This window comes from Maribacter sp. TH_r10 (assembly GCF_033101095.1).
Taxonomy (GTDB): Bacteria; Bacteroidota; Bacteroidia; order Flavobacteriales; family Flavobacteriaceae; genus Maribacter_A; species Maribacter_A luteus.
Window position 1 is genome coordinate 155,639 of sequence record NZ_JAWMPY010000002.1, and the last position, 19,949, is coordinate 175,587.

The 19,949-nt window shown below is 39.1% G+C and carries 12 protein-coding genes and 1 pseudogene; 11 read left to right on the forward strand and 2 right to left on the reverse strand.

The genetic code is table 11. The features are described 5' to 3' along the window. Positions 1 to 4: 4 nt before the first annotated feature. Both R3X28_RS05950 and R3X28_RS05955 read right to left on the reverse strand, forming a co-directional pair. Positions 5 to 1,513, reverse strand: a complete 1,509-nt coding sequence (locus R3X28_RS05950) for a TolC family protein (protein WP_317663267.1) — start codon at positions 1,511 to 1,513, stop codon at positions 5 to 7. A 144-nt stretch (positions 1,514 to 1,657) separates the two neighbouring features. Further along, positions 1,658 to 2,295: pseudogene (locus tag R3X28_RS05955) on the reverse strand (NUDIX hydrolase). 362 nt (positions 2,296 to 2,657) lie between these two features. Here R3X28_RS05955 and R3X28_RS05960 point away from each other — a divergent pair. The 11 genes from R3X28_RS05960 to hpf all read left to right on the forward strand — a co-directional run bounded on the left by R3X28_RS05960 (position 2,658) and on the right by hpf (position 19,935). After that, positions 2,658 to 4,328: a ribulokinase gene (locus R3X28_RS05960; protein WP_317663269.1), complete on the forward strand. Its 1,671-nt coding sequence runs from the start codon at positions 2,658 to 2,660 to the stop codon at positions 4,326 to 4,328. A 6-nt stretch (positions 4,329 to 4,334) separates the two neighbouring features. Next, positions 4,335 to 5,036 carry an L-ribulose-5-phosphate 4-epimerase gene (locus R3X28_RS05965; protein WP_317663271.1) on the forward strand — a complete coding sequence of 234 codons (702 nt, stop codon included), beginning with the start codon at positions 4,335 to 4,337 and terminating at the stop codon, positions 5,034 to 5,036. A gap of 20 nt (positions 5,037 to 5,056) precedes the next feature. Then, entirely contained in the window at positions 5,057 to 6,559 is a 1,503-nt protein-coding gene (gene araA, locus R3X28_RS05970; protein ID WP_317663273.1) for an L-arabinose isomerase, read from the forward strand. A gap of 134 nt (positions 6,560 to 6,693) precedes the next feature. Next, positions 6,694 to 7,770, forward strand: coding sequence for an aldose epimerase family protein (locus R3X28_RS05975; RefSeq protein WP_317663275.1), 1,077 nt, complete (start codon positions 6,694 to 6,696; stop codon positions 7,768 to 7,770). A 19-nt stretch (positions 7,771 to 7,789) separates the two neighbouring features. Continuing rightward, positions 7,790 to 9,409, forward strand: coding sequence for a sodium:solute symporter (locus R3X28_RS05980; RefSeq protein WP_317663278.1), 1,620 nt, complete (start codon positions 7,790 to 7,792; stop codon positions 9,407 to 9,409). Positions 9,410 to 9,474: 65 nt separating this feature from the next. Further along, positions 9,475 to 11,979 carry a glycoside hydrolase family 9 protein gene (locus R3X28_RS05985; protein ID WP_317663280.1) on the forward strand — a complete coding sequence of 835 codons (2,505 nt, stop codon included), beginning with the start codon at positions 9,475 to 9,477 and terminating at the stop codon, positions 11,977 to 11,979. Between the two features lie 11 nt (positions 11,980 to 11,990). Beyond that, complete coding sequence (locus R3X28_RS05990) at positions 11,991 to 12,989, forward strand: glycosyl hydrolase (protein WP_317663282.1); 999 nt, start codon at positions 11,991 to 11,993, stop codon at positions 12,987 to 12,989. A gap of 121 nt (positions 12,990 to 13,110) precedes the next feature. Continuing rightward, complete coding sequence (locus R3X28_RS05995; RefSeq protein ID WP_317663284.1) at positions 13,111 to 15,927, forward strand: TonB-dependent receptor; 2,817 nt, start codon at positions 13,111 to 13,113, stop codon at positions 15,925 to 15,927. 434 nt (positions 15,928 to 16,361) lie between these two features. Then, positions 16,362 to 18,392, forward strand: coding sequence for a transketolase (locus R3X28_RS06000; protein ID WP_317663286.1), 2,031 nt, complete (start codon positions 16,362 to 16,364; stop codon positions 18,390 to 18,392). Positions 18,393 to 18,632: 240 nt separating this feature from the next. Further along, on the forward strand, positions 18,633 to 19,478 hold the full coding sequence (locus R3X28_RS06005; RefSeq protein WP_317663288.1) for a sterol desaturase family protein: 846 nt from the start codon (positions 18,633 to 18,635) through the stop codon (positions 19,476 to 19,478). 157 nt (positions 19,479 to 19,635) lie between these two features. Next, positions 19,636 to 19,935: a ribosome hibernation-promoting factor, HPF/YfiA family gene (gene hpf, locus R3X28_RS06010; RefSeq protein WP_154369795.1), complete on the forward strand. Its 300-nt coding sequence runs from the start codon at positions 19,636 to 19,638 to the stop codon at positions 19,933 to 19,935. Positions 19,936 to 19,949 lie beyond the last annotated feature (14 nt).

Genomic DNA, 19,949 nt, shown 5'->3' on the forward strand with positions numbered 1-19,949 from the left:
TTACTTATTTACTAATGATTTGAATTATTTTTTCCGGCTCCCCGATTGCTGTATATAAATTTGCAATAGCCTTATAATACCCATCCAATGCCACTAATTGCTCTACTTTTGATTTTTCATACAAGAGGGAAGCATCAATCACATCTATTGATTTACCCAAGCCTTCCTCAAAACGCCGCTTGTTTATTCTTAGGTTTTCTTTTGCAAGGTCAACGGTAGTTATATGGCTATTGTATTGTTTTTTCTGGTTAAGGGCATTCGTGTAGTTGCTTTTAACAAGAAGGTTGATTTGTTGGGTAGCGTATTCTTTGGCGTTTTCAACTTCCTTTTGTAAATGCTTGCTGGCTTTCAATTTATTTATATCCTTGAATCCATTGAAAATATTTATTTGGGCCTGGACCCCGACCATGAATTTAGGTGGGACAATAGGTAGGTCTTCCCGGAACATATTATAGCTGCCGAATGCTGCTATGTTGGGCATGAATTTTGACTTTTCAATGGCATGGGCTTGTTTTGCCATTACTTCTTTTTGATCGATCAACTCCAAAACGGGTTGCTTGGTATAAGCCGTATTGAGAAGGGTGTCAAAATCCAAATAAATATCCTTGTAAGCAATACTGTCCATGATCTTAAAAGGGATAGAGTCAGGTAAATTCATAGTAGTTCGCAAGGCCATTTCTGCGAGCTGTATTTTGTTCAGGTCATTGTTCAGGTCTTTTTCGGCATCTGCCACGGCAACCTGCGCCCTTAATAAAACGTGCTTGGGAAGAATCTCAAGTTGAATGGCACGTTCGGCTTGTTCCTGATGTTTGACCATGCCTTCATAAACCTGCTGACGAACTTTGATAACCTGTTGTAATAAGACGACATTCAGATAGCGTTCGATCAGTTCATTGGCAATTTCATCCTTAACCTGTTTTAGCTCAATATTGGCAGATTGCAATTCTGCTTTTGCATATTTCTTTCCAGCGATTATCTTTCCACCTGTAAATAAAGGTTGTGTGGCGGTAAGGGCTGCGGTTACATATTCTTGATTATCGATGACCATGTTGGTGTAATCGGGAAATTGACCCAGAACGGTAACCATGGTACTGAATGCACTTTCCGCACTTACCCCAGATAGGCCGATCTGTTCGCCATAAGCCTCTACAAAAGCGGCACTATATTTACCTCCCAATTCATCTAAGGAACTGGACATCTGGGATGAGTTCACTTCTATATTCTCACTTAAGTAAGTGTAGCCTCCCAAAAGGTTGACAGAGGGAAGGAAATTGCCCATTGCAGCCTTGTCCTCATAGGTTTTCTGTTTAACTCTTTCAATATAGCGCTTAATTTGTTCATTGTTGTTGTAGCTCAACTCCAATGCCTCGGCAATACTTATTTCCCGTTCCTGAGCGCTCAAATATGACGTAAATGAGGTCATGATGAACAATGCCATCATAAGTGATTTGAACGGGACTTTTGAAGGTTTCTTGGTCCTATTATCCATCTGAAAACAAAAATGTAAATCCATGATTCTAGCATACAAAGTTCCCTTGATATGATAACACTATTTATGACATTCATCATAAAATCGAGGATTTTGATCTTTCTATTAGAATATCAGTGAAGGAAGTGAAGTATTGAGCAAAGGAAGTTCTCGGTTTGTAGCTGGCAATTAAAGTTTGAAGTTGAATACGTCTTCTACCTTCCTTATGTATATTTCTTCAGCGAATTTGAATGGATAGGCACCTTTTCTTGAAACTGACATGTCCTTTTCATCAAGTTTGATAAGGATATCGAGGGAATTGAATTTATTGATAAGGTTTTGCTTGTCCAGTTTTTTATCCAATAGGGCCTCATAGTGCGATTGTAATTGTTACATGGTGAATTTTTCAGGTAAAAGTTCAAAACCTATAGGTTTGTTAATGGCCCTTCTACGTAATCTTCCAATTGCTTTTTTGACCATTTGTTCGTGATCGAAAATTAGTTGTGGAGTCTCATCCAATTTAAACCATTGGGCATAATTATGTTGAACGAGTTCCTTATTATGTTTTTCAATATCGATAAGTGCATAGTAGGCTACGGAAATGGTTCTTTCCACTGGATCTCTATCAATTTCGCTAAAGGCGTTTAATTGCTCCATATAAATATCATTCAGATCGGTCAATGAATGCAATACACAGGTTGCAGCTTGGTCAAGATTCTCAGAAGCCTTAAGAAACCCACCCATGAGCGACGATTTACCTTTCTTTGGTTTAAATCCCTCTTAATCAATAATATCTTCAAATGTTCTCCGTCGTAACCAAAAATAATACAGTCAACCGCAAGGAGTACCTTATTTTCATTGTTTTAATTATTGAAGGCCATAATTAAAATGGGTTAGGATTAGATGAAAATAATACCTCGCTTTCAATTGGATTAAAATATTTCAAAATTTAAAAATTCAAGCATCAAAGGCGTGCATTGAAAATGATTTTTTTTCTAATGGTTGTGCGTGTCAAAAACTTTCTTAATTTTATATGTGTAAATTACACACTTATTGTGGGCGTGTCCAAAAATTCAATAAATTATAGGTGAACCACGAAATGGCTTTTTGGTATATGAAGACTGAATAAGGAATAAGAACCCACCTTTATTTAAAATCACTGAAAAGTGATTATTAATTAGAATTGCAAATGAAGAATTATGTGATTGGATTGGATTATGGTTCGGATTCCGTTCGGGCTGTTTTAGTCGATACCGAAAATGGAAATGAATTGGCGTCTGAGGTACATAAATACCAAAGATGGGCAAAAGGGAAATACTGTAATCCAGCCATAAATCAATTTCGGCAGCATCCATTGGATCATATTGAAGGTCTGGAAAAAACGATTAAGGCCGTCGTTCATAACAGTAAAGTATCGTCTGAAATGATAAAGGGTATTTGTATCGACACGACAGGGTCTTCACCGATACCTGTTGCAGAAGATGGGACGCCTTTGGCCCTTTTGGAAGGATTCAAGGACAATGCCAATGCCATGATGGTTTTATGGAAAGATCATACAGCTGTGCAAGAAGCCGCGGAAATAAATAATTTGGCAGCTAATTGGGGAGGTGTTGATTTTACTAAATATGAAGGTGGAGTTTATTCTTCGGAATGGTTTTGGGCTAAGATCCTACATATTATCCGAGTAGACAAAGAGGTAAAACATGCTGCATTCTCTTGGGTTGAGCACTGTGATTTAATGACCTTTATTTTAAGTGATAACAAAAATCTAAAAACATTCAAGAGAAGTCGTTGTGCAGCAGGGCATAAGGCCATGTGGCATGCTGACTGGAACGGATTGCCGCCAACAGAATTTTTGGGCCAATTGGATCCATATTTGGCCGATTTAAGGGGTAATTTGTATACCGAAACTTATACCTCTAATGAAGTTGCTGGCAAGCTCAATAAGGAATGGGCAGATAAATTGGGACTTTCAACAAATACTATTATTGCGGTAGGGACTTTTGATGCCCATTCCGGGGCTGTGGGTGCCAAAATCGAAAAAAACATGCTGGTTAGGGTCATGGGGACATCAACCTGTGACATCATCGTTTCACCAAAAGAAAATATCGGAACAAGAACAGTGAGGGGTATTTGCGGACAGGTAGATGGTTCGGTCATACCAGATATGATTGGTTTAGAAGCAGGTCAATCAGCTTTTGGCGATGTATTGGCATGGTTTAAAGATGTTTTGTCTTGGCCGATTGATAATTTGATAATGAACTCCGAGATAATTTCTGAAGACCAGAAAGAGAGATTAAAGCAAGAGATAGAGGAAAGTTTTATTGCAAAACTTTCTAAGCAAGCAGAGCACATTCCTCTCTCGGAAAGTATTCCGATTGCTTTGGATTGGATTAATGGTAGACGATCACCTGATGCCGATCAAAACCTGAAAAGTGCGATTGCAGATTTATCCTTGGGAACGAAAGCTCCACATATATACAAAGCATTGGTTAATGCCATTTGTTTTGGCTCCAAAAAAATTGTAGATCGTTTTAAAGAAGAAGGTGTGCAAATTGATGCCGTTATCGGCATTGGAGGGGTGGCAAGAAAATCCCCCTTTATAATGCAAACATTGGCAAATGTACTGAACATGCCCATTAAGGTAGCAGCTTCAGATCAAGCGCCAGCATTAGGTGCGGCCATTTATGCTGCTGTGGCGGCCGGTATTTATGTCGATGTTTTTGAGGCTAGCAAACATATGGGAAGTGACTTTGAAGCGGAATATGTTCCCGATTCAAATTCCTTATTGGAATATAAAAAATTGATGGCTTCTTATAGCGATTTGGGGGCTTTTGTTGAATCGATCAACCAAAAATAGAGAAGTATGGGGTCTAAATACAAAGAATTACAAAGAGAATGTTATGAGGCTAATATGGAGCTGAATGCATTGGGATTGGTTATTTATACCTTCGGAAATGTAAGTACGGTACATAGGCAAGAAGCTATTTTCGCCATTAAACCAAGCGGAGTGCCATACGAGGAATTGAAACCTGAAGATATTGTAGTTATGGACTACGACAATAACATTGTCCAGGGATCGATGCGACCTTCGTCCGACACAAAAACACATGCTTTTTTGTATAAAAATTGGGGAGATATAGGAGGAATTGCCCATACACATTCAATGTATGCCGTTGCATGGGCACAAGCCCAAAAAGATATTCCGATTTTCGGAACAACCCATGCGGATCACCTCACTGTTGATATACCATGTGCACCTCCAATGAAAGATGAATTGATCAAGGGTAATTATGAACACAATACGGGAATCCAAATTTTGGATTGTTTTAAAGAAAAAGAGTTGTCATTCAATGAGGTTGAAATGATACTAATTGGCAATCATGGTCCATTTACATGGGGTAACGATGCGGCAATGGCGGTTTATAATGCAAAGGTTTTAGAGACCGTGGCCCAAATGGCTTATTTGACCCTTCAAATTAATCCGAATGCCCATAGATTAAAAGATTCACTAATCAAAAAACATCACGAGCGTAAGCATGGCGAAAATGCGTATTACGGACAATAATTATTTAAAAGAAGAAATTGATGAACATCGATATATCAGATAAGGAAATTTGGTTCGTAACGGGTAGCCAACATTTATATGGGGAGGAAACCTTGAAACAGGTTGCTGCAAATTCTCGGGAAATTACGAAAGGGTTAGATGGTTCTAGAGATATTCCAGTGAGAATTGTTTATAAACCGACCGTAAAAACCCCAAATGAGATTACAGATTTATGTTTACAAGCAAGTACCAATAAGAACTGTATTGGGATAATAACATGGATGCATACCTTTTCACCTGCAAAAATGTGGATAAACGGGCTTAAGGTTTTAACAAAGCCTTTATGTCATTTACACACACAATTCAATGCGGAGATACCCTGGGAATCCATTAATATGGATTTTATGAATTTGAACCAATCCGCACATGGAGATCGTGAATTTGGTTTCATGATGTCCAGAATGCGGCTTAAAAGAAAAGTGGTAGTTGGGCATTGGAAAGATTATAAGGTACTTCGCAAATTAGGCATCTGGACAAGGGTAGCCTTGGGTTGGGACGAGCTTCAAAATCTTAAAGTGGCCCGAATAGGGGATAATATGCGTGAGGTTGCCGTTACGGAAGGGGATAAGGTAGAAGCGCAATTGCGTTTTGGATTTTCAGTGAATGGTTATGATACTACAGATATATTAAAACACATAGATACTTTGTCCGAAGAACAGATCAACGATTTGTTAAAAGTATACGAAGAATCGTATACACTAACCCCTGCATTGAAAGAAGGAGGTGAAAAAAGGCAGTCTCTGGTAGATGCGGCTAAAATAGAATTAGGCCTTCGTGCTTTCTTGGATGAAGGGGGATTCAAGGCCTTTACCGATACCTTTGAAAATTTGGGTGAGTTAAAACAATTACCGGGTATAGCGACCCAAAGACTTATGGCCGATGGGTATGGTTTTGGGGCAGAAGGGGATTGGAAAACGGCAGCTTTGCTACGGGCTTTAAAAGTCATGAACGTAGGACTTGAAGGTGGAACTTCATTTATGGAAGATTATACCTATCACTTTTCTCCCCAAAAAGCATATGTCATGGGATCCCATATGTTGGAAATATGTGCTACGATAGCCAAGGACAAACCTTCGTGTGAGGTTCATCCATTAGGCATTGGCGGTAAAGAAGACCCGGTCAGATTGGTATTTGACTCCACAGAGGGGCCGGCAATAAATGTTTCCCTGGTCGATATGGGTAATAGATTTAGGTTAATATTAAACGAAGTTGAAGTTGTAAAGCCTATGGGAGACTTGCCAAAATTACCCGTAGCAAGAGCACTATGGGATCCAAAGCCCAATCTGGATATTGCTGCGACAGCATGGATTTTATCGGGAGGAGCGCACCATACCGTGTTTAGCCAATCTATAACTACTGAGTTTATGGAGGATTTTGCCGATATGGCGGGTATTGAATTATTGGTTATCGACAAAAAGACTTCCATAAGGGAATTTAAGGACAAGATAAATTCCAATGAAGTATTTTATCATTTATTCAAGTAGGGAAAATAACATTGATCAATCCGATTTATATGAAAATTTTAAAACGCAACTTCTTAATTATGTCCATAATTGGAGTGACCTTTGTACTGCTTAGTTGCAAACAAGAAACAAAAAAAGGAAAAATAGCAGAACCAATGAAACAACAATCAAAAACCACTATCACAAAGAGTACTTACGGAAACACAAAAGAGGGAACTCCGGTTGAACTCTATACCTTACGGAACGATAAAGGAATGGAAGTGGCTATTATTACCTACGGTGGCCGAATTACAAGGCTATCCGTACCAGATAAAAATGGAAAATTCAGTAATGTGGTCATAGGATTCGATTCGATCGAACAGTATGAAGAGGATAATCCGTTTTTCGGTGCATTGGTCGGTCGTTATGGCAATAGAATAGCAAATGCCGAATTTTCATTGAACGGTAATGCATATAAATTGGCAGCGAATAACGGACCAAATAATTTGCATGGAGGTATTAAAGGGTTTGATAAGGTAGTTTGGAAGGTCGAAGAAACTACCGAAGGTGATAATGCCTCGTTGAAGCTTAGTTATTTAAGCAAGGATATGGAAGAAGGTTTTCCAGGTAACCTCGCCAATAGTGTTACCTATACACTAACAGATGATAATACTTTGAAAGTCTTATATGAGGCAACAACGGACAAACCGACCGTGGTAAACCTTACGCAACATAGCTACTTTAATTTAAGTGGTGATTTTTCGAAAAATATATTGGATCATGAAATTACATTGAATGCTGATAAACTGGTTCCTGTAGACAGTAACTTGATTCCGACAGGGGAATTAATGGATGTTGCCGGAACCCCATTCGATTTTAGGTCACCTAAATTGGTAGGAAAGGATATTGAAGCGAATCACGATCAAATCAAAAAAGGGGGTGGCTATGACCACAATTGGGTATTGAATGATCAGAATAAAGGTTTACGAATAGTGGCCAAAGTTTATGAACGGGAAACAGGTAGGGTAATGGAAGTTGCAACAACAGAGCCCGGGGTACAATTATATACAGGTAATTTTTTAGATGGTACGTTGCCTGTACCAGGAGGTGGCACATATGGCAAAAGAAGTGGCCTTTGTTTGGAAACCCAACATTATCCGGATTCACCGAATCAGCCAAGCTTTCCTTCAGTAACCTTAAATCCGGGCCAAAAGTATACAACTACCACTACGTTTAATTTCACGACCAAATAATTTTACCTAAAACTTTCCTATGAAAACATTGGATACCCTAGACTGGATCAGTATTGCCTTATATTTTATAATATTGTTAGGAATTGCTGTTTGGGTAATCCGAAAGAAAAAGAATAATACAGAAGATTATTTCCTAGCAGGTAGAAATATCGGTTGGTTCGTCGTCGGGGCTTCCATTTTTGCATCCAATATCGGCTCTGAACATGTAGTGGGTTTGGCTGGTACGGGAGCAAGTAATAAACTGCCTTTGCTAATTTATGAAATACAAGCCTGGGTGGTATTGATTTTAGGATGGGTGTTTTTACCTTTTTATGCCCGTAGCGGAGTTTTTACCATGCCTGAGTTCTTGGAAAAACGTTTCGATGCTAGATCGCGATGGGTTCTTTCCGTATTTTCAATCGCCGCTTATGTATTGACCAAGATTTCGGTCACTATATATGCGGGAGGGGTAGTCGTCTCTGCACTTTTGGGAATAGATTTCTGGACGGGAGCCATAGCCACGGTTGTTCTAACGGGTATTTACACCGTTTTAGGTGGAATGCGTGCGGTTGTTTATACAGAGACCCTGCAAGCTGTTCTTTTGATTTTGGGTGCAGCGGTATTGACTTTTATTGGCCTTGATAAAGTCGGTGGATGGGGAAGTATGACAGAAACTTTAAAGCCAGAATATTTTAATATGTGGCGACCAGCCACAGATCCTGACTTTCCATGGCCTTCATTACTTATTACCAGCACTATTGTAGGTATATGGTATTGGTGTACGGATCAGTATATTGTTCAACGTGCCTTAACGGCGAAGAATATAAAGGAAGGACGTCGAGGCACCATTTTTGGTGCAACCTTGAAATTGCTACCTGTTTTTTTGTTTTTGATTCCAGGTATGATCGCTCTTACTCTGAAAATGAGAGGGGAATTACATTGGGATTCACCAGATCAAGCCTTTCCGGTATTGATGAGTAACCTTTTGCCATCAGGTTTACGAGGATTGGTAGCTGCTGGCTTGTTAGCGGCCTTAATGAGTTCTTTGGCTTCTGTCTTTAATTCATGCTCCACACTTTTTACCGTGGATATCTATAAAAAATTGAGACCAAATACCCCTGAAAAAAAATTAGTGAGAACAGGACAGTTCGCTACCGTAATAGTCGTGATTATTGGTATTATATGGATTCCCATAATGGCCAATATCTCTGGCGTTCTATATGAATATTTACAAAGTGTGCAGGCCTATATAGCACCACCTATAACTGCAGTATTCCTTTTAGGTATATTTTATAAAAGAATAAATGGTACGGGTGCTTTTGCCACATTGATTATGGGAGTTGTGGTAGCCTTTATTAGGATTACCCTCGAATTGATAAAAGATGGTTTTGACTCCAATAGCTTTTTATATAAGATGGGAGATATGAATTTTTTAAGTTTCGGGGCATGGTTTTTCCTATTCTGTATGATATTCTTGGTTGTGGTGAGTCTTTTAACACCGCCTCCATCAAAAGAGCATGTGGTCAATTTAACTTTTGGGACAATTACGGAAGAAGAAAAATCGAAGAACAAAGACAGTTATAGTTGGGTCGATATAGCTGTTTCAATAGTGATAGTGGCCATTGTGATAGGTGTAATGGTTTTCTTCAATGGAAATTAAATTACAGTAAATACCGAAATAGCTTTTCTTTTTAATATGGGTTAAGAACTTATAAATTTTATGTTATGAAATACCATTTGATATTTTTCTTCATTTTAAACTCGCTTATTGTTCACTCGCAAGTTCAATTGGATTCTTCCAAGGTCTTCAAGATAAACGAACTTGAATACCTTGAAATGAAAGGGGCGGATGTTATGTTGGCCCATGATTTTTATCCAGAAAGTCATCAAGGTGGAGTTGGGATAATTCAAAACGGAATACGGGTTGCCACGAATGGCGATCTTAGATTGGAGCCAACACCGGGTCAATGGCAACCGGTTCCAAAAGTAGGGGAGCGGATGGTAGATAGGTCAAAACAGGAAATCAGTGTAAAAATGACTTATCCGGATGAATCAAAGGATAGAAAAGGATTCAATCCTATCGAATATCCAGATTTGAATTTGTCCTACACTTTAAAAGTAAAACCCATGGGAAAATCGTTTAAAATCGTTGTGGATTTGGATTCTCCATTGCCTGCAGAATGGGTTGGGAAAGTAGGGATGAATATTGAGTTGTTTCCTGGTATTTTGTTTGGCAAGTCTTATTATATGGATGATTCCTTTGGTATTTTTAACAGACAGGCCAATGGTCCAGGCTATACGGATCAAGATGGCGAATACCAAATAGTTCCAATGGCAATCGGAAAGGAACTCATAATTGTTCCAGAGGATGGGCGCCAAACTTTACGCATACAAAATCTTCAAAATTCGCAACTGCAATTGATAGATGGTAGGGCTAAACATAACAATGGTTGGTTTGTGGTTCGTTCTTTGGTCCCAGCTGGTAAAACCAAAAATGCCATAGAATGGCTGGTTACCCCAAATGTGATTTCTGATTTCAAATATTCACCTGTTGTTCAGGTGTCACAAGTTGGTTATCATCCTGAACAAGAAAAAATAGCCGTAATCGAAACCGATAAAACTGATTTGGAAATTGAAGAGGTGAAACTTCAAAAAGTTAATAGCAGGGGAGGTTTTACTACTGTAATTTCGAAACGACCAAAAGAGTGGGGAGATTTTTTAAGATATAAATACTACCATTTTGATTTTTCTGAAATAAAAGATTCCGGTATGTATGTTGTTTCATATAAGGATTTTAAAACACGTCCTTTCCAAATAAGCACAGAGGTATACAAAAGGGATGTATGGCAACCCACGTTAGAATATTTCTTACCGGTGCAAATGTGTCATATGCGCATTAATGATCGATATAAGGTTTGGCACGGGCGTTGCCATTTAGATGACGCAAGAATGGCACCAATCAATTCAAATCATTTTGATGGCTATTTACAAGGACCCGAAACAATGACCAGATACAAATCGGGGGAACATATACATGGAATCAACATAGGTGGATGGCACGATGCGGGTGATTTCGACTTGAGAGTTGAGTCCCAAGCAGCAACGGTGCAAGGACTCGCTCATATCTACGAAATTTTCAAAGTTGATTATGACAATACCACTATAGACCAGAATACGAAAACAGTGGAGATACAACAACCGGACGGGGTGCCAGATGTTATACAGCAAATTGAGCATGGGGTACTTTCGATTATCGGGGGATATAAATCCTTAGGTAGATTTTATCGCGGAATTATTGTTCCTCACAAGAGACAATATGTTTTGCTTGGGGATGCAGTAAACCATAGTGATAATATTGATTATTCTGGGGACAGTAATTTATCGCAAACAGATATAAAGAATATTGAAATTGGCAAAGTTGGAGCACCGGACGATCGTTGGGTTTATACAGAGGACAATCCTAAGAGGGAAATGAGTACGGCAGCTGCCCTTGCTGCCGCAAGTAGGGTTTTGGGCGGTTATAATAAGGAAATGGCCGAGAGTTGTATAGAGATATCAATCGCGATTTGGAAAAAGACAACTACCGAAAACCCCTTGGATAAGGTTGAATTGGCCGTTGAATTGTTAAGAACTACCAGGAATGATGAATATTCCCGGTTCCTGACCGACAATCATCGAATCATTACTGAAAATATAGCCCGTACAGGATGGTTGGTAGCACCAGCTTTACCATTGATAAAGCAAAAAAGTTTCAAGGTAAAAGTGAGTAAAGCGGTTCAAGGATATCTCAAAGAGATTAATGGTCTCGAAGAGGAAACTCCCTATGGTTTGGTATATAAACCCAATATTTGGGGAGCAGGTTGGGGGATCCAGAATTTTGGGATGCGACAATATTATTTGCATACGGGTTTTCCTGAATTCTTTCCCAAAAAATATATATTGAATTCCTTGAATTTCATATTGGGTGTTCATCCAGGGATAAACACATCATCATTTGTGTCTGGGGTAGGTTCTAGGTCTATTACGCAGGCATATGGTATGAATCGTGGTGATTTTTCGTTCATTCCAGGAGGAATAGGCTCCGGTACGGCCTTGATCAGGCCCAACTTACCTGAATTGTTGGAATGGCCCTTTTTATGGCAGCAAACGGAGTATGTGTTAGGGGGTGGTACTACCGATTATATTTTTCTGGTCCTGGCTGCTGATCAATTACTTAATAAAAAAGAATAGAAAATTGCGCTATGAAATATTCAGTTATAATGATTTTGGTTTTTTTCTGTCAGCTTGGCCAAGCACAATTAGAACCGGTAAATAAAAATGCATCAAAAGAAGCAAGGGAATTATTGGCCTATATCGGTAGTATGGGCGATAAGATTTTATCTGGACAACATTGCTACAGCCATGAACCCGACAGGTATTATGAAAAAGTGAATGAATTAACTGGGAAATATCCTGCTATATGGGGTGCTGACTTTTATTGGAGTAATGAAAAAACAGATCCAGGTTCTAAAATCGTAAAGGAAGTTATCGATAAACATGAAAAAGGGGCAATTATAACCCTTATGTGGCATGTTGGCAGGCCAATTGATGATGCTCCTTACGGATGGAAAGAGAGTGTTCAAAATAAAATTTCAGATGGTGATTGGACAAAATTGATTTCACCCGGTTCGGAAGTCCATCAACGATGGGAAGATCAGGTAGATCGCTTGGCGGTACATCTAAAAGAAATTGAAAAACAAAATATTCCGGTATTATGGCGTCCATACCATGAGATGAACGGTGTATGGTTTTGGTGGGGAGATAAAAAAGGTGAAGATGGCTATATAAAGCTCTGGAAAATGTTATACCAAAGGCTTGTTGAGTATCATCATATAAATAACTTGATTTGGGTTTGGAATGCGAATGCCCCTAGGGATATTCCTGAAGATGAAGCTTTCGCCTATAAAGACTTTTATCCCGGACATGACTTTGTCGATGTTTTGGCAACCGATGTATATCACTTCGATTATGAGCAAAAGGACTACGAAGAATTATTGAAATTAGCTCAAGATAAACCTATAGCATTGGGAGAAGTTGGGGAATTGCCCAAAACCAATATTTTAAAAGTACAGCCGAAATGGTCTTGGTTCATGGTTTGGTCCGGATGGTTAATGACAGCAAATACTGAAGAGAGGGTCAAAGAGGTATATCAATATTCCAAAATAGTTACCAAAGACAACATTAAGATTAAGAATGAATAACTATTTATGTTTTAAAGAAATAACAATCCCTTGGCCAGCGAAATTTATAAATAGTGATTCTTAAAAGATTGGAAGTATATGTTATCCGGTTCTTGTATATTTAGGTTATTAAAATCTGAAAATGCAAAAAGTCCTACTCCCGTATTCTTTATTAATATTTTTTATCTTCCATTGCTATGTTTATGGGCAAAATAGTGTTAGTGGAGAAGTGAAAAACAGCTTGTTGGAACCTATTGTTGGTGCTCATATTGTCATTGAACCAGGAAACCATTCAACAATTTCAAATTTCCAAGGGAGATTTGAATTCCCAAATTTGAAACTTGGTGAATATCTGCTATCCATTTCTTATTTGGGGGCAAAAAAATATTGGGAAAAAATAAAATTAAAAAAGGAAGATGTTCAATTAGTAATCGTGTTGGATGATGATGTGCTCGCCTTGCAGACGGTAGTAGTTACCGGAAACTTCGAACCTCGAAGTAAGCTTTCGTCCGCTACCTCTATTAGCACCCTGCAAGGTAAAGATTTGATGGATGGACTTTTAAGGGGAACGGCAGATTTATTGCAGGCCATTCCCGGAACTTTTACTGATGCTTCGGCAGGTGAAGTTTTTACTAAGGTATATACCAGAGGCATATCCGCCTCTGCCGAGGATGATATGGGCTGGTATTATGTTTCACTTGAAGAGGACGGTTTACCAGTTAGCTTGGTGCAACATTCTTACTACGGTCCCGATATTTTTTATCGTTCTGATGTATTTACCGATAGGGTAGAAGCCATACGGGGGGGGGGTGCCGCAATAACAGCCCTAAATGCCCCTGGAGGTATTTATAACTTTATTTCAAAAGGTCCTAGTGATGTTTTTGGAGGTGAAGTTCTTCTTCAGGGTGGCCTCCAAGGAAATAATAATCCAATGTTCAGGGTTGATGGTAGATTTGGAGGTCCGATAGGTAACAATTGGTTTTTCAGTTTCGGAGGTCATTACCGTAAGGATGAAGGGGCTAGGAATACCGACTTCACTTTCAGTAAAGGTGGACAATTGCGATTCAACCTTATGAAAAAACATGAAAAAGGATTTATTAAATTCTACGGTAAGTTGTTGGATGATTTCACCAATAGATATACAGGTGTTGCCGCTACACAATGGGATGACCCCATTGCAGCCTATGGTCAGGATTTTAATACAACTGCATTGTTAATGCCAGCCTTTTCTGTCGATGTTCCCGATGGAAGAAGATTAAGTGAAGGCGCTATAGGTCGTTTTGATCCTTCCCAAGGTGTTCATGCCCAAGATAAGGCCTTCGGTGTTGAGTTTTTACAGGATTTAGGAATGGATTGGTCCGTACGTTTCAATCTAAAATATTCCCATAAGAGTGCCAATTGGCAAACGGCCATTAGCAATGCATTCGTTTCTTTGGACGATCCTTTGGCGTATTTCATTTCAGGAGCCCAATTTCCGTTAGGTCAAGTGGTTTTTAATGAGGTGGTTTCTGGAGAGGAATTGGCGCGTTTGGACAATAGTGGCATTTTATCGGGGGAATCCTTTGAATATATAGGAACAGGCACATTGCCTTATGATGCGATTATGGGTACGGCTTCTTGGTTGAAACAGAACAAGAGTGATGAATGGATGAATAAAATAACCATTCGTAAAATGACTGATAATCATGATATTACCTTTGGTTTGGGATTGGGGTTCTCCAATACATCCCTTTTTACCCAAGGCAGTTTTGGTTATGTGACCTATGAACCCAATCCCCGGATGTTACAGGTAACCCTTGAAAATCCAGGTCAACCTATGATTGCCCTTTCCGATTCAAATGGATTAAGTAATTACGGGGGCTTATTTTTCGATAATGCCAGGGCTGACGTGGCGCAGGTCGCATTTTTTGCGAATGACCGATGTAAATTGTCCGATCGTTTACATATTGATATCGGATTGCGATATGAATCCATGGGTCATAAAGGAAGCAAAGATCAGGCGGTTCCTTTTGAAAGGGAAGGCGGATATGACGGTAATCCAATAACGGATTATGACAATGGTATTTTAATGCCTTCGGGCGAACGGGATAGTTTCGATTTTAAGTATGATTATTTGTCTTATTCAACGGCATTGAATTACGCAGTCAATGACCATACCAGTATTTTCGGCCGTTTCTCTTCGGGTAATAAGGCACCGGAATTGAATTATTATTTCAATAATTTTTCCGGGGTGCCCATCAATCAAAAAGGACAGGTGCAGGAAATCAACCAGTTGGAAATGGGCTTTAAGGGGCAAACCAACCAATTTTCCGTTATGGCAACAGCATTTTGGAGCCAATTGAGGAACATAGGTATTGCGGATTTTCAATTTGACCCTGATGATGGTAGTGTGTTTTATGCCCCGGTACAGTTCAATGATTCACGTACGGTTGGTATAGAATGGGAAAGTGCCTATACACCACTTTCATATCTTGCGTTCACTTTTAATGGGTCGTTGCAAAATGCAAAAGCTACGCAATGGACGGTTTATGACGCTTCGGATTCCGTGGATAGGTCAGATGATGTTATTTTGGATTATTCGGGGAACACCTTGGCATTCAATCCCAAAATAATGTTCAACCTAGGGGTTGCGTATAACAAGGATAAATGGAACGGCTATTATAGGTGGCAGTTTATGGGGGAACGGGAAGGAAACGTTGGAAATGCCTTTCAATTACCTGCTTATAGTATTTTTAATACAGGAGTGGGCTTTCAAATCAACAACAACCTTTCTGCACACTTAGAGGTTACCAATCTTTTCAATTCTGGGGGTCTTGCCAATTTCTTTGGTCCCAATAATTTTGGGGCAAGTGCCAATAGTGCTACAGCGGACTATATTCAAGCGAATCCAGATGCAAGTTTTATTGTTGTTCCGGTATTGCCTAGGGGTACTTATTTGAGCTTGGATTATAAGTTCTAGGTATTGCTGGTGGTCTAATAAGGGGTTATCAAGGAACATGGGATTTGCATATGGCCGGTCTTTACATCAGTTTCACGTTGAATACCCCATAGGTCCCAAGGGGAGGTAAAGACCTTCACCACAAATGTGGGCAGCTTTCCTGTACCACAATATACCGAATACAAAGCTTTTACCTTATTACCTATTTAGGTAATACATAAAAATACGAAATCGTTATATGAAATCCATGGATTGGAGCGAACGGCCAAAGGCATAATAAACTATAGGCCTACGGATTGCACAAAAAAAGAGGCTCTTGTTGTGAATATTAAAAAAAACAGTTTTTAGAGGTATACCAATCTAAAAAACAATAAAAAAAGTTAGATTTGTCTGAATTTTTTTTAGAAAATTTTGATTTTAAAAGACTAACTGATAATTCTTACAAAAAACATCGAATGAACAAAGAAATTAATCTGCAATCGGCTGATAATATTAGGGCTCTGGCAGTAGCAATGGTTGAAAAGGCCAATTCTGGCCATCCTGGTGGCCCAATGGGAGGTGCCGATTTTATGCACATATTGTATTCAGAGTTTTTCAACTACGACCCAAGTGATATGACTTGGCCGTTCAGGGACCGTTTCTTCATGGATGCAGGTCACTTATCCACTTTGATGTATGCACAGTATTATCTTTTGGGTAATTACGCCAAAGATGATGTAGCGAATTTTAGACAATGGGGTTCCATTACACCAGGACACCCGGAAGTTGATGTGGCAAGAGGTATAGAAAACACATCCGGTCCTTTAGGACAAGGACATACAATGGGTATCGGTGCGGCCATAGCATCAAAATTCTTACAGGCCCGTTTTGGTGATTGGATGAACCATAAAATATATGGTTTCATTTCCGATGGAGGTGTTCAAGAAGAGATTTCTCAAGGCGCCGGAAGAATTGCTGGACATTTGGGATTGAATAATTTCATCATGTTCTACGACTCCAATGATGTACAATTATCCACGATGACCGATGAGGTAACCACAGAGGATACCGAAATGAAATATAAGGCATGGGGATGGAAAGTTATCACCATTGATGGCCATGACCATGATGCCATAAGAAAAGCATTGGTAGAAGCCAATGCCGAAACCGAAAAACCTACTTTGATTATCGGTAAAACCATAATGGGCAAAGGTTGTGTTACCGCCGATGGCAGCATGTTCGAAGGGCATTGTGAATTGCACGGACAACCTATAGGGCATACAGGTGCTGATTATGAAAAGACACTCGTAAACCTTGGAGTTGACCCAAGTGATCCTTTTGAAATTAAACCGGATGTTAAGGCGTTTTATGCAGATATCCTGGAAAAAAAGAAAGCCGATGCCAAAGTTAAAAAGAATGAAATTGATGCTTGGAAAAAGGAAAATAAAGAGTTGGCCGATAAATTAGACCATTTCCTTTCCGGCGAATTGCCAGCATTGGATTTTGAGTCCGTTGTACATAAAGACGGATTGGCAACTAGGGCCGCTTCTTCAAACGTATTGGCTTATTTAGCTGAGAACGTTGAGAATATGATCGTATCTTCCGCCGATTTATCCAATAGTGATAAGACCGACGGATTCCTTAAAAAATCGAAGGCCTTGAAAAGAGGTGATTTTTCAGGAGCGTTTTTACAAGCAGGGGTGGCGGAATTGACCATGGCATCCATAGCAAACGGTATAGCACTTCATGGAGGGGTTATTCCTGTCGTAGCGACTTTCTTCGTTTTCTCCGACTATATGAAACCAGCTATCAGATTAAGCTGTATTCAGGAATTGCCCGTTAAGTTCGTTTGGACTCACGATGCCTTTAGGGTAGGGGAAGACGGACCAACGCACCAACCCATAGAACAAGAAGCACAAATACGCTTGTTGGAGAAATTGAAAAACCATAGTGGCGATCCTAGCTTTGTGGCATTACGCCCAGCTGATTCCCAAGAAACCAGTGTTGCTTGGAAAATGGCCATGGAAAACACCAAGACCCCAACAGGTCTTATACTTTCAAGACAAGGAATCAAAGATGTTCCTGCAAATTCAGGTTCTAGATATGCAGAAGCCTTGAATGCGGAAAAAGGAGGTTATCTAGTTAAGGAAACTTCGGGTGCTGACGTAGTTTTGGTAGCCAATGGTTCAGAAGTATCCACTTTGATAGAGGCTGCTGGATTATTGGAAGAAAGAAAGAATTTGAAGGTCAGTATCGCTTCAATTCCTTCAGAAGGTGTTTTTAGGTTACAATCTAAAGATTATCAAACCAGTGTGATCCCTGAAGGTGTTCCCGTATTTGGACTTACAGCCGGATTGCCCGTTAACTTAGAAGCGTTGGTAGGGCCAAATGGTAAGGTTTTCGGTTTGGATCATTTCGGATATTCAGCGCCTGCTAAAGTGTTGGATGATAAATTCGGATTCACAGGAGAGAAAGTATATAACGAAGTACTTGATTTCTTGAAATAGTAAGAATGTAAAATTGTCGCTTAAAAGAAGCGGAGATATCATATTAAGCGGTTTGGATGAATGTATCCAAGCCGCTTTTTTTATGGTTTTTTATGAAGATTAATAGGGTGAACGAAGTATTTTTAAAGTAGTCAAGAAGAATGTCATGTGTTAATGACTCAATAATTTTATTAGTTTTTTGAATATTTGAAGTATATTCAGCTAAAAATTTATTGATATACTAAAGTAGTTGATTTGAACATGAATGCATTTATCGATTTTTTTGCCCATTTGACCAGTCTTCAAAAGTTTGTGTGGATTGTTGGACTGTTAGTGGTTTTTTGGTTGCTAGAGGGGGCTTATCCGCTCCGTAAATTCAAATACGACAAGTGGCAACATGCATTCACCAACTTTATATTGTTGTCAACCACGATTGTGATCAATGTTCTCTTCGGTATTGCTACGGTAGATATTTTCAGTTGGCTCGAGGTAAGTGGATTCGGTTTATTGAATATGGTAGATTTACCCATATGGGTAGAATTGATATTGGCCGTGATGTTATTGGATTTCCTTGCCCAATATGTGGTACATTTTATGTTGCATAAAGTTCGTTTTATGTGGCGGTTTCATATGGTTCACCATAGTGATACCAATGTAGATGTAACCTCTGGAACGCGTCATCATCCAATAGATTATTTTATGAGGGAACTATTTTCGTTATTGGCCATTTTAATTGCGGGTTTACCCTTGGCATACTATCTCGTTTACCGGATATTAACCGTGCTGTTCACTTACTTTTCACATGCCAATATACAATTGCCACGTGCCTTGGATAAGGCAATAAGTATGGTTTTTGTATCGCCTAATACACATAAATTCCACCATCATCATGAAATGCCATGGACCGATACCAATTTTGGGAATATTTTTTCTATTTGGGATAGGGTTTTTGGAACGTTCGTTTATCATGACACCAAGGATATCGTTTATGGGCTAGATATTCTGGATGACGGTAAAGCCAACGATATCATGTACCAATTAAAGGTGCCTTTTGCCTATAAGAAAAATAGTTCGGGAATATCCACTCAGATAATCAAGGAAGAATAATGAAACTTGTACTTGTAATGAGGTAATAGCCTTTTTAACTTATTTTCAGATGTGGTAATGGCACTATTAAATCCGAATTATTTTAAGGTAATGACATATGTCATGGTTTCCTTTTTATAAAGATTATAGCTTTATGTAAATCTAAAATCAAAATAATATGACAATTAACATTCAATATGTTCAAATGCCTACAAGTGAAGCGATGAATGAATTAATAACTTCTAAATTAAATCGACTCGCAAACAAATTCGAATGGGTAATCAGGGCCGAAGTACATTTTAAGAAAGAAAACGATCCATCAGGTAAGGGTAAAATTTGTGAGATGGAACTCAGTGCCCCTGGACCAAGGATTTTCGCCAGTTCCAATGAAGACGATTTTGAGAAGGCTGCGGCCAATACCATAAAGGATCTCGAAAAACAATTGAATAAGCGCAAAGCCATTATGAACAAACATTGAGTATTAATTCCTAA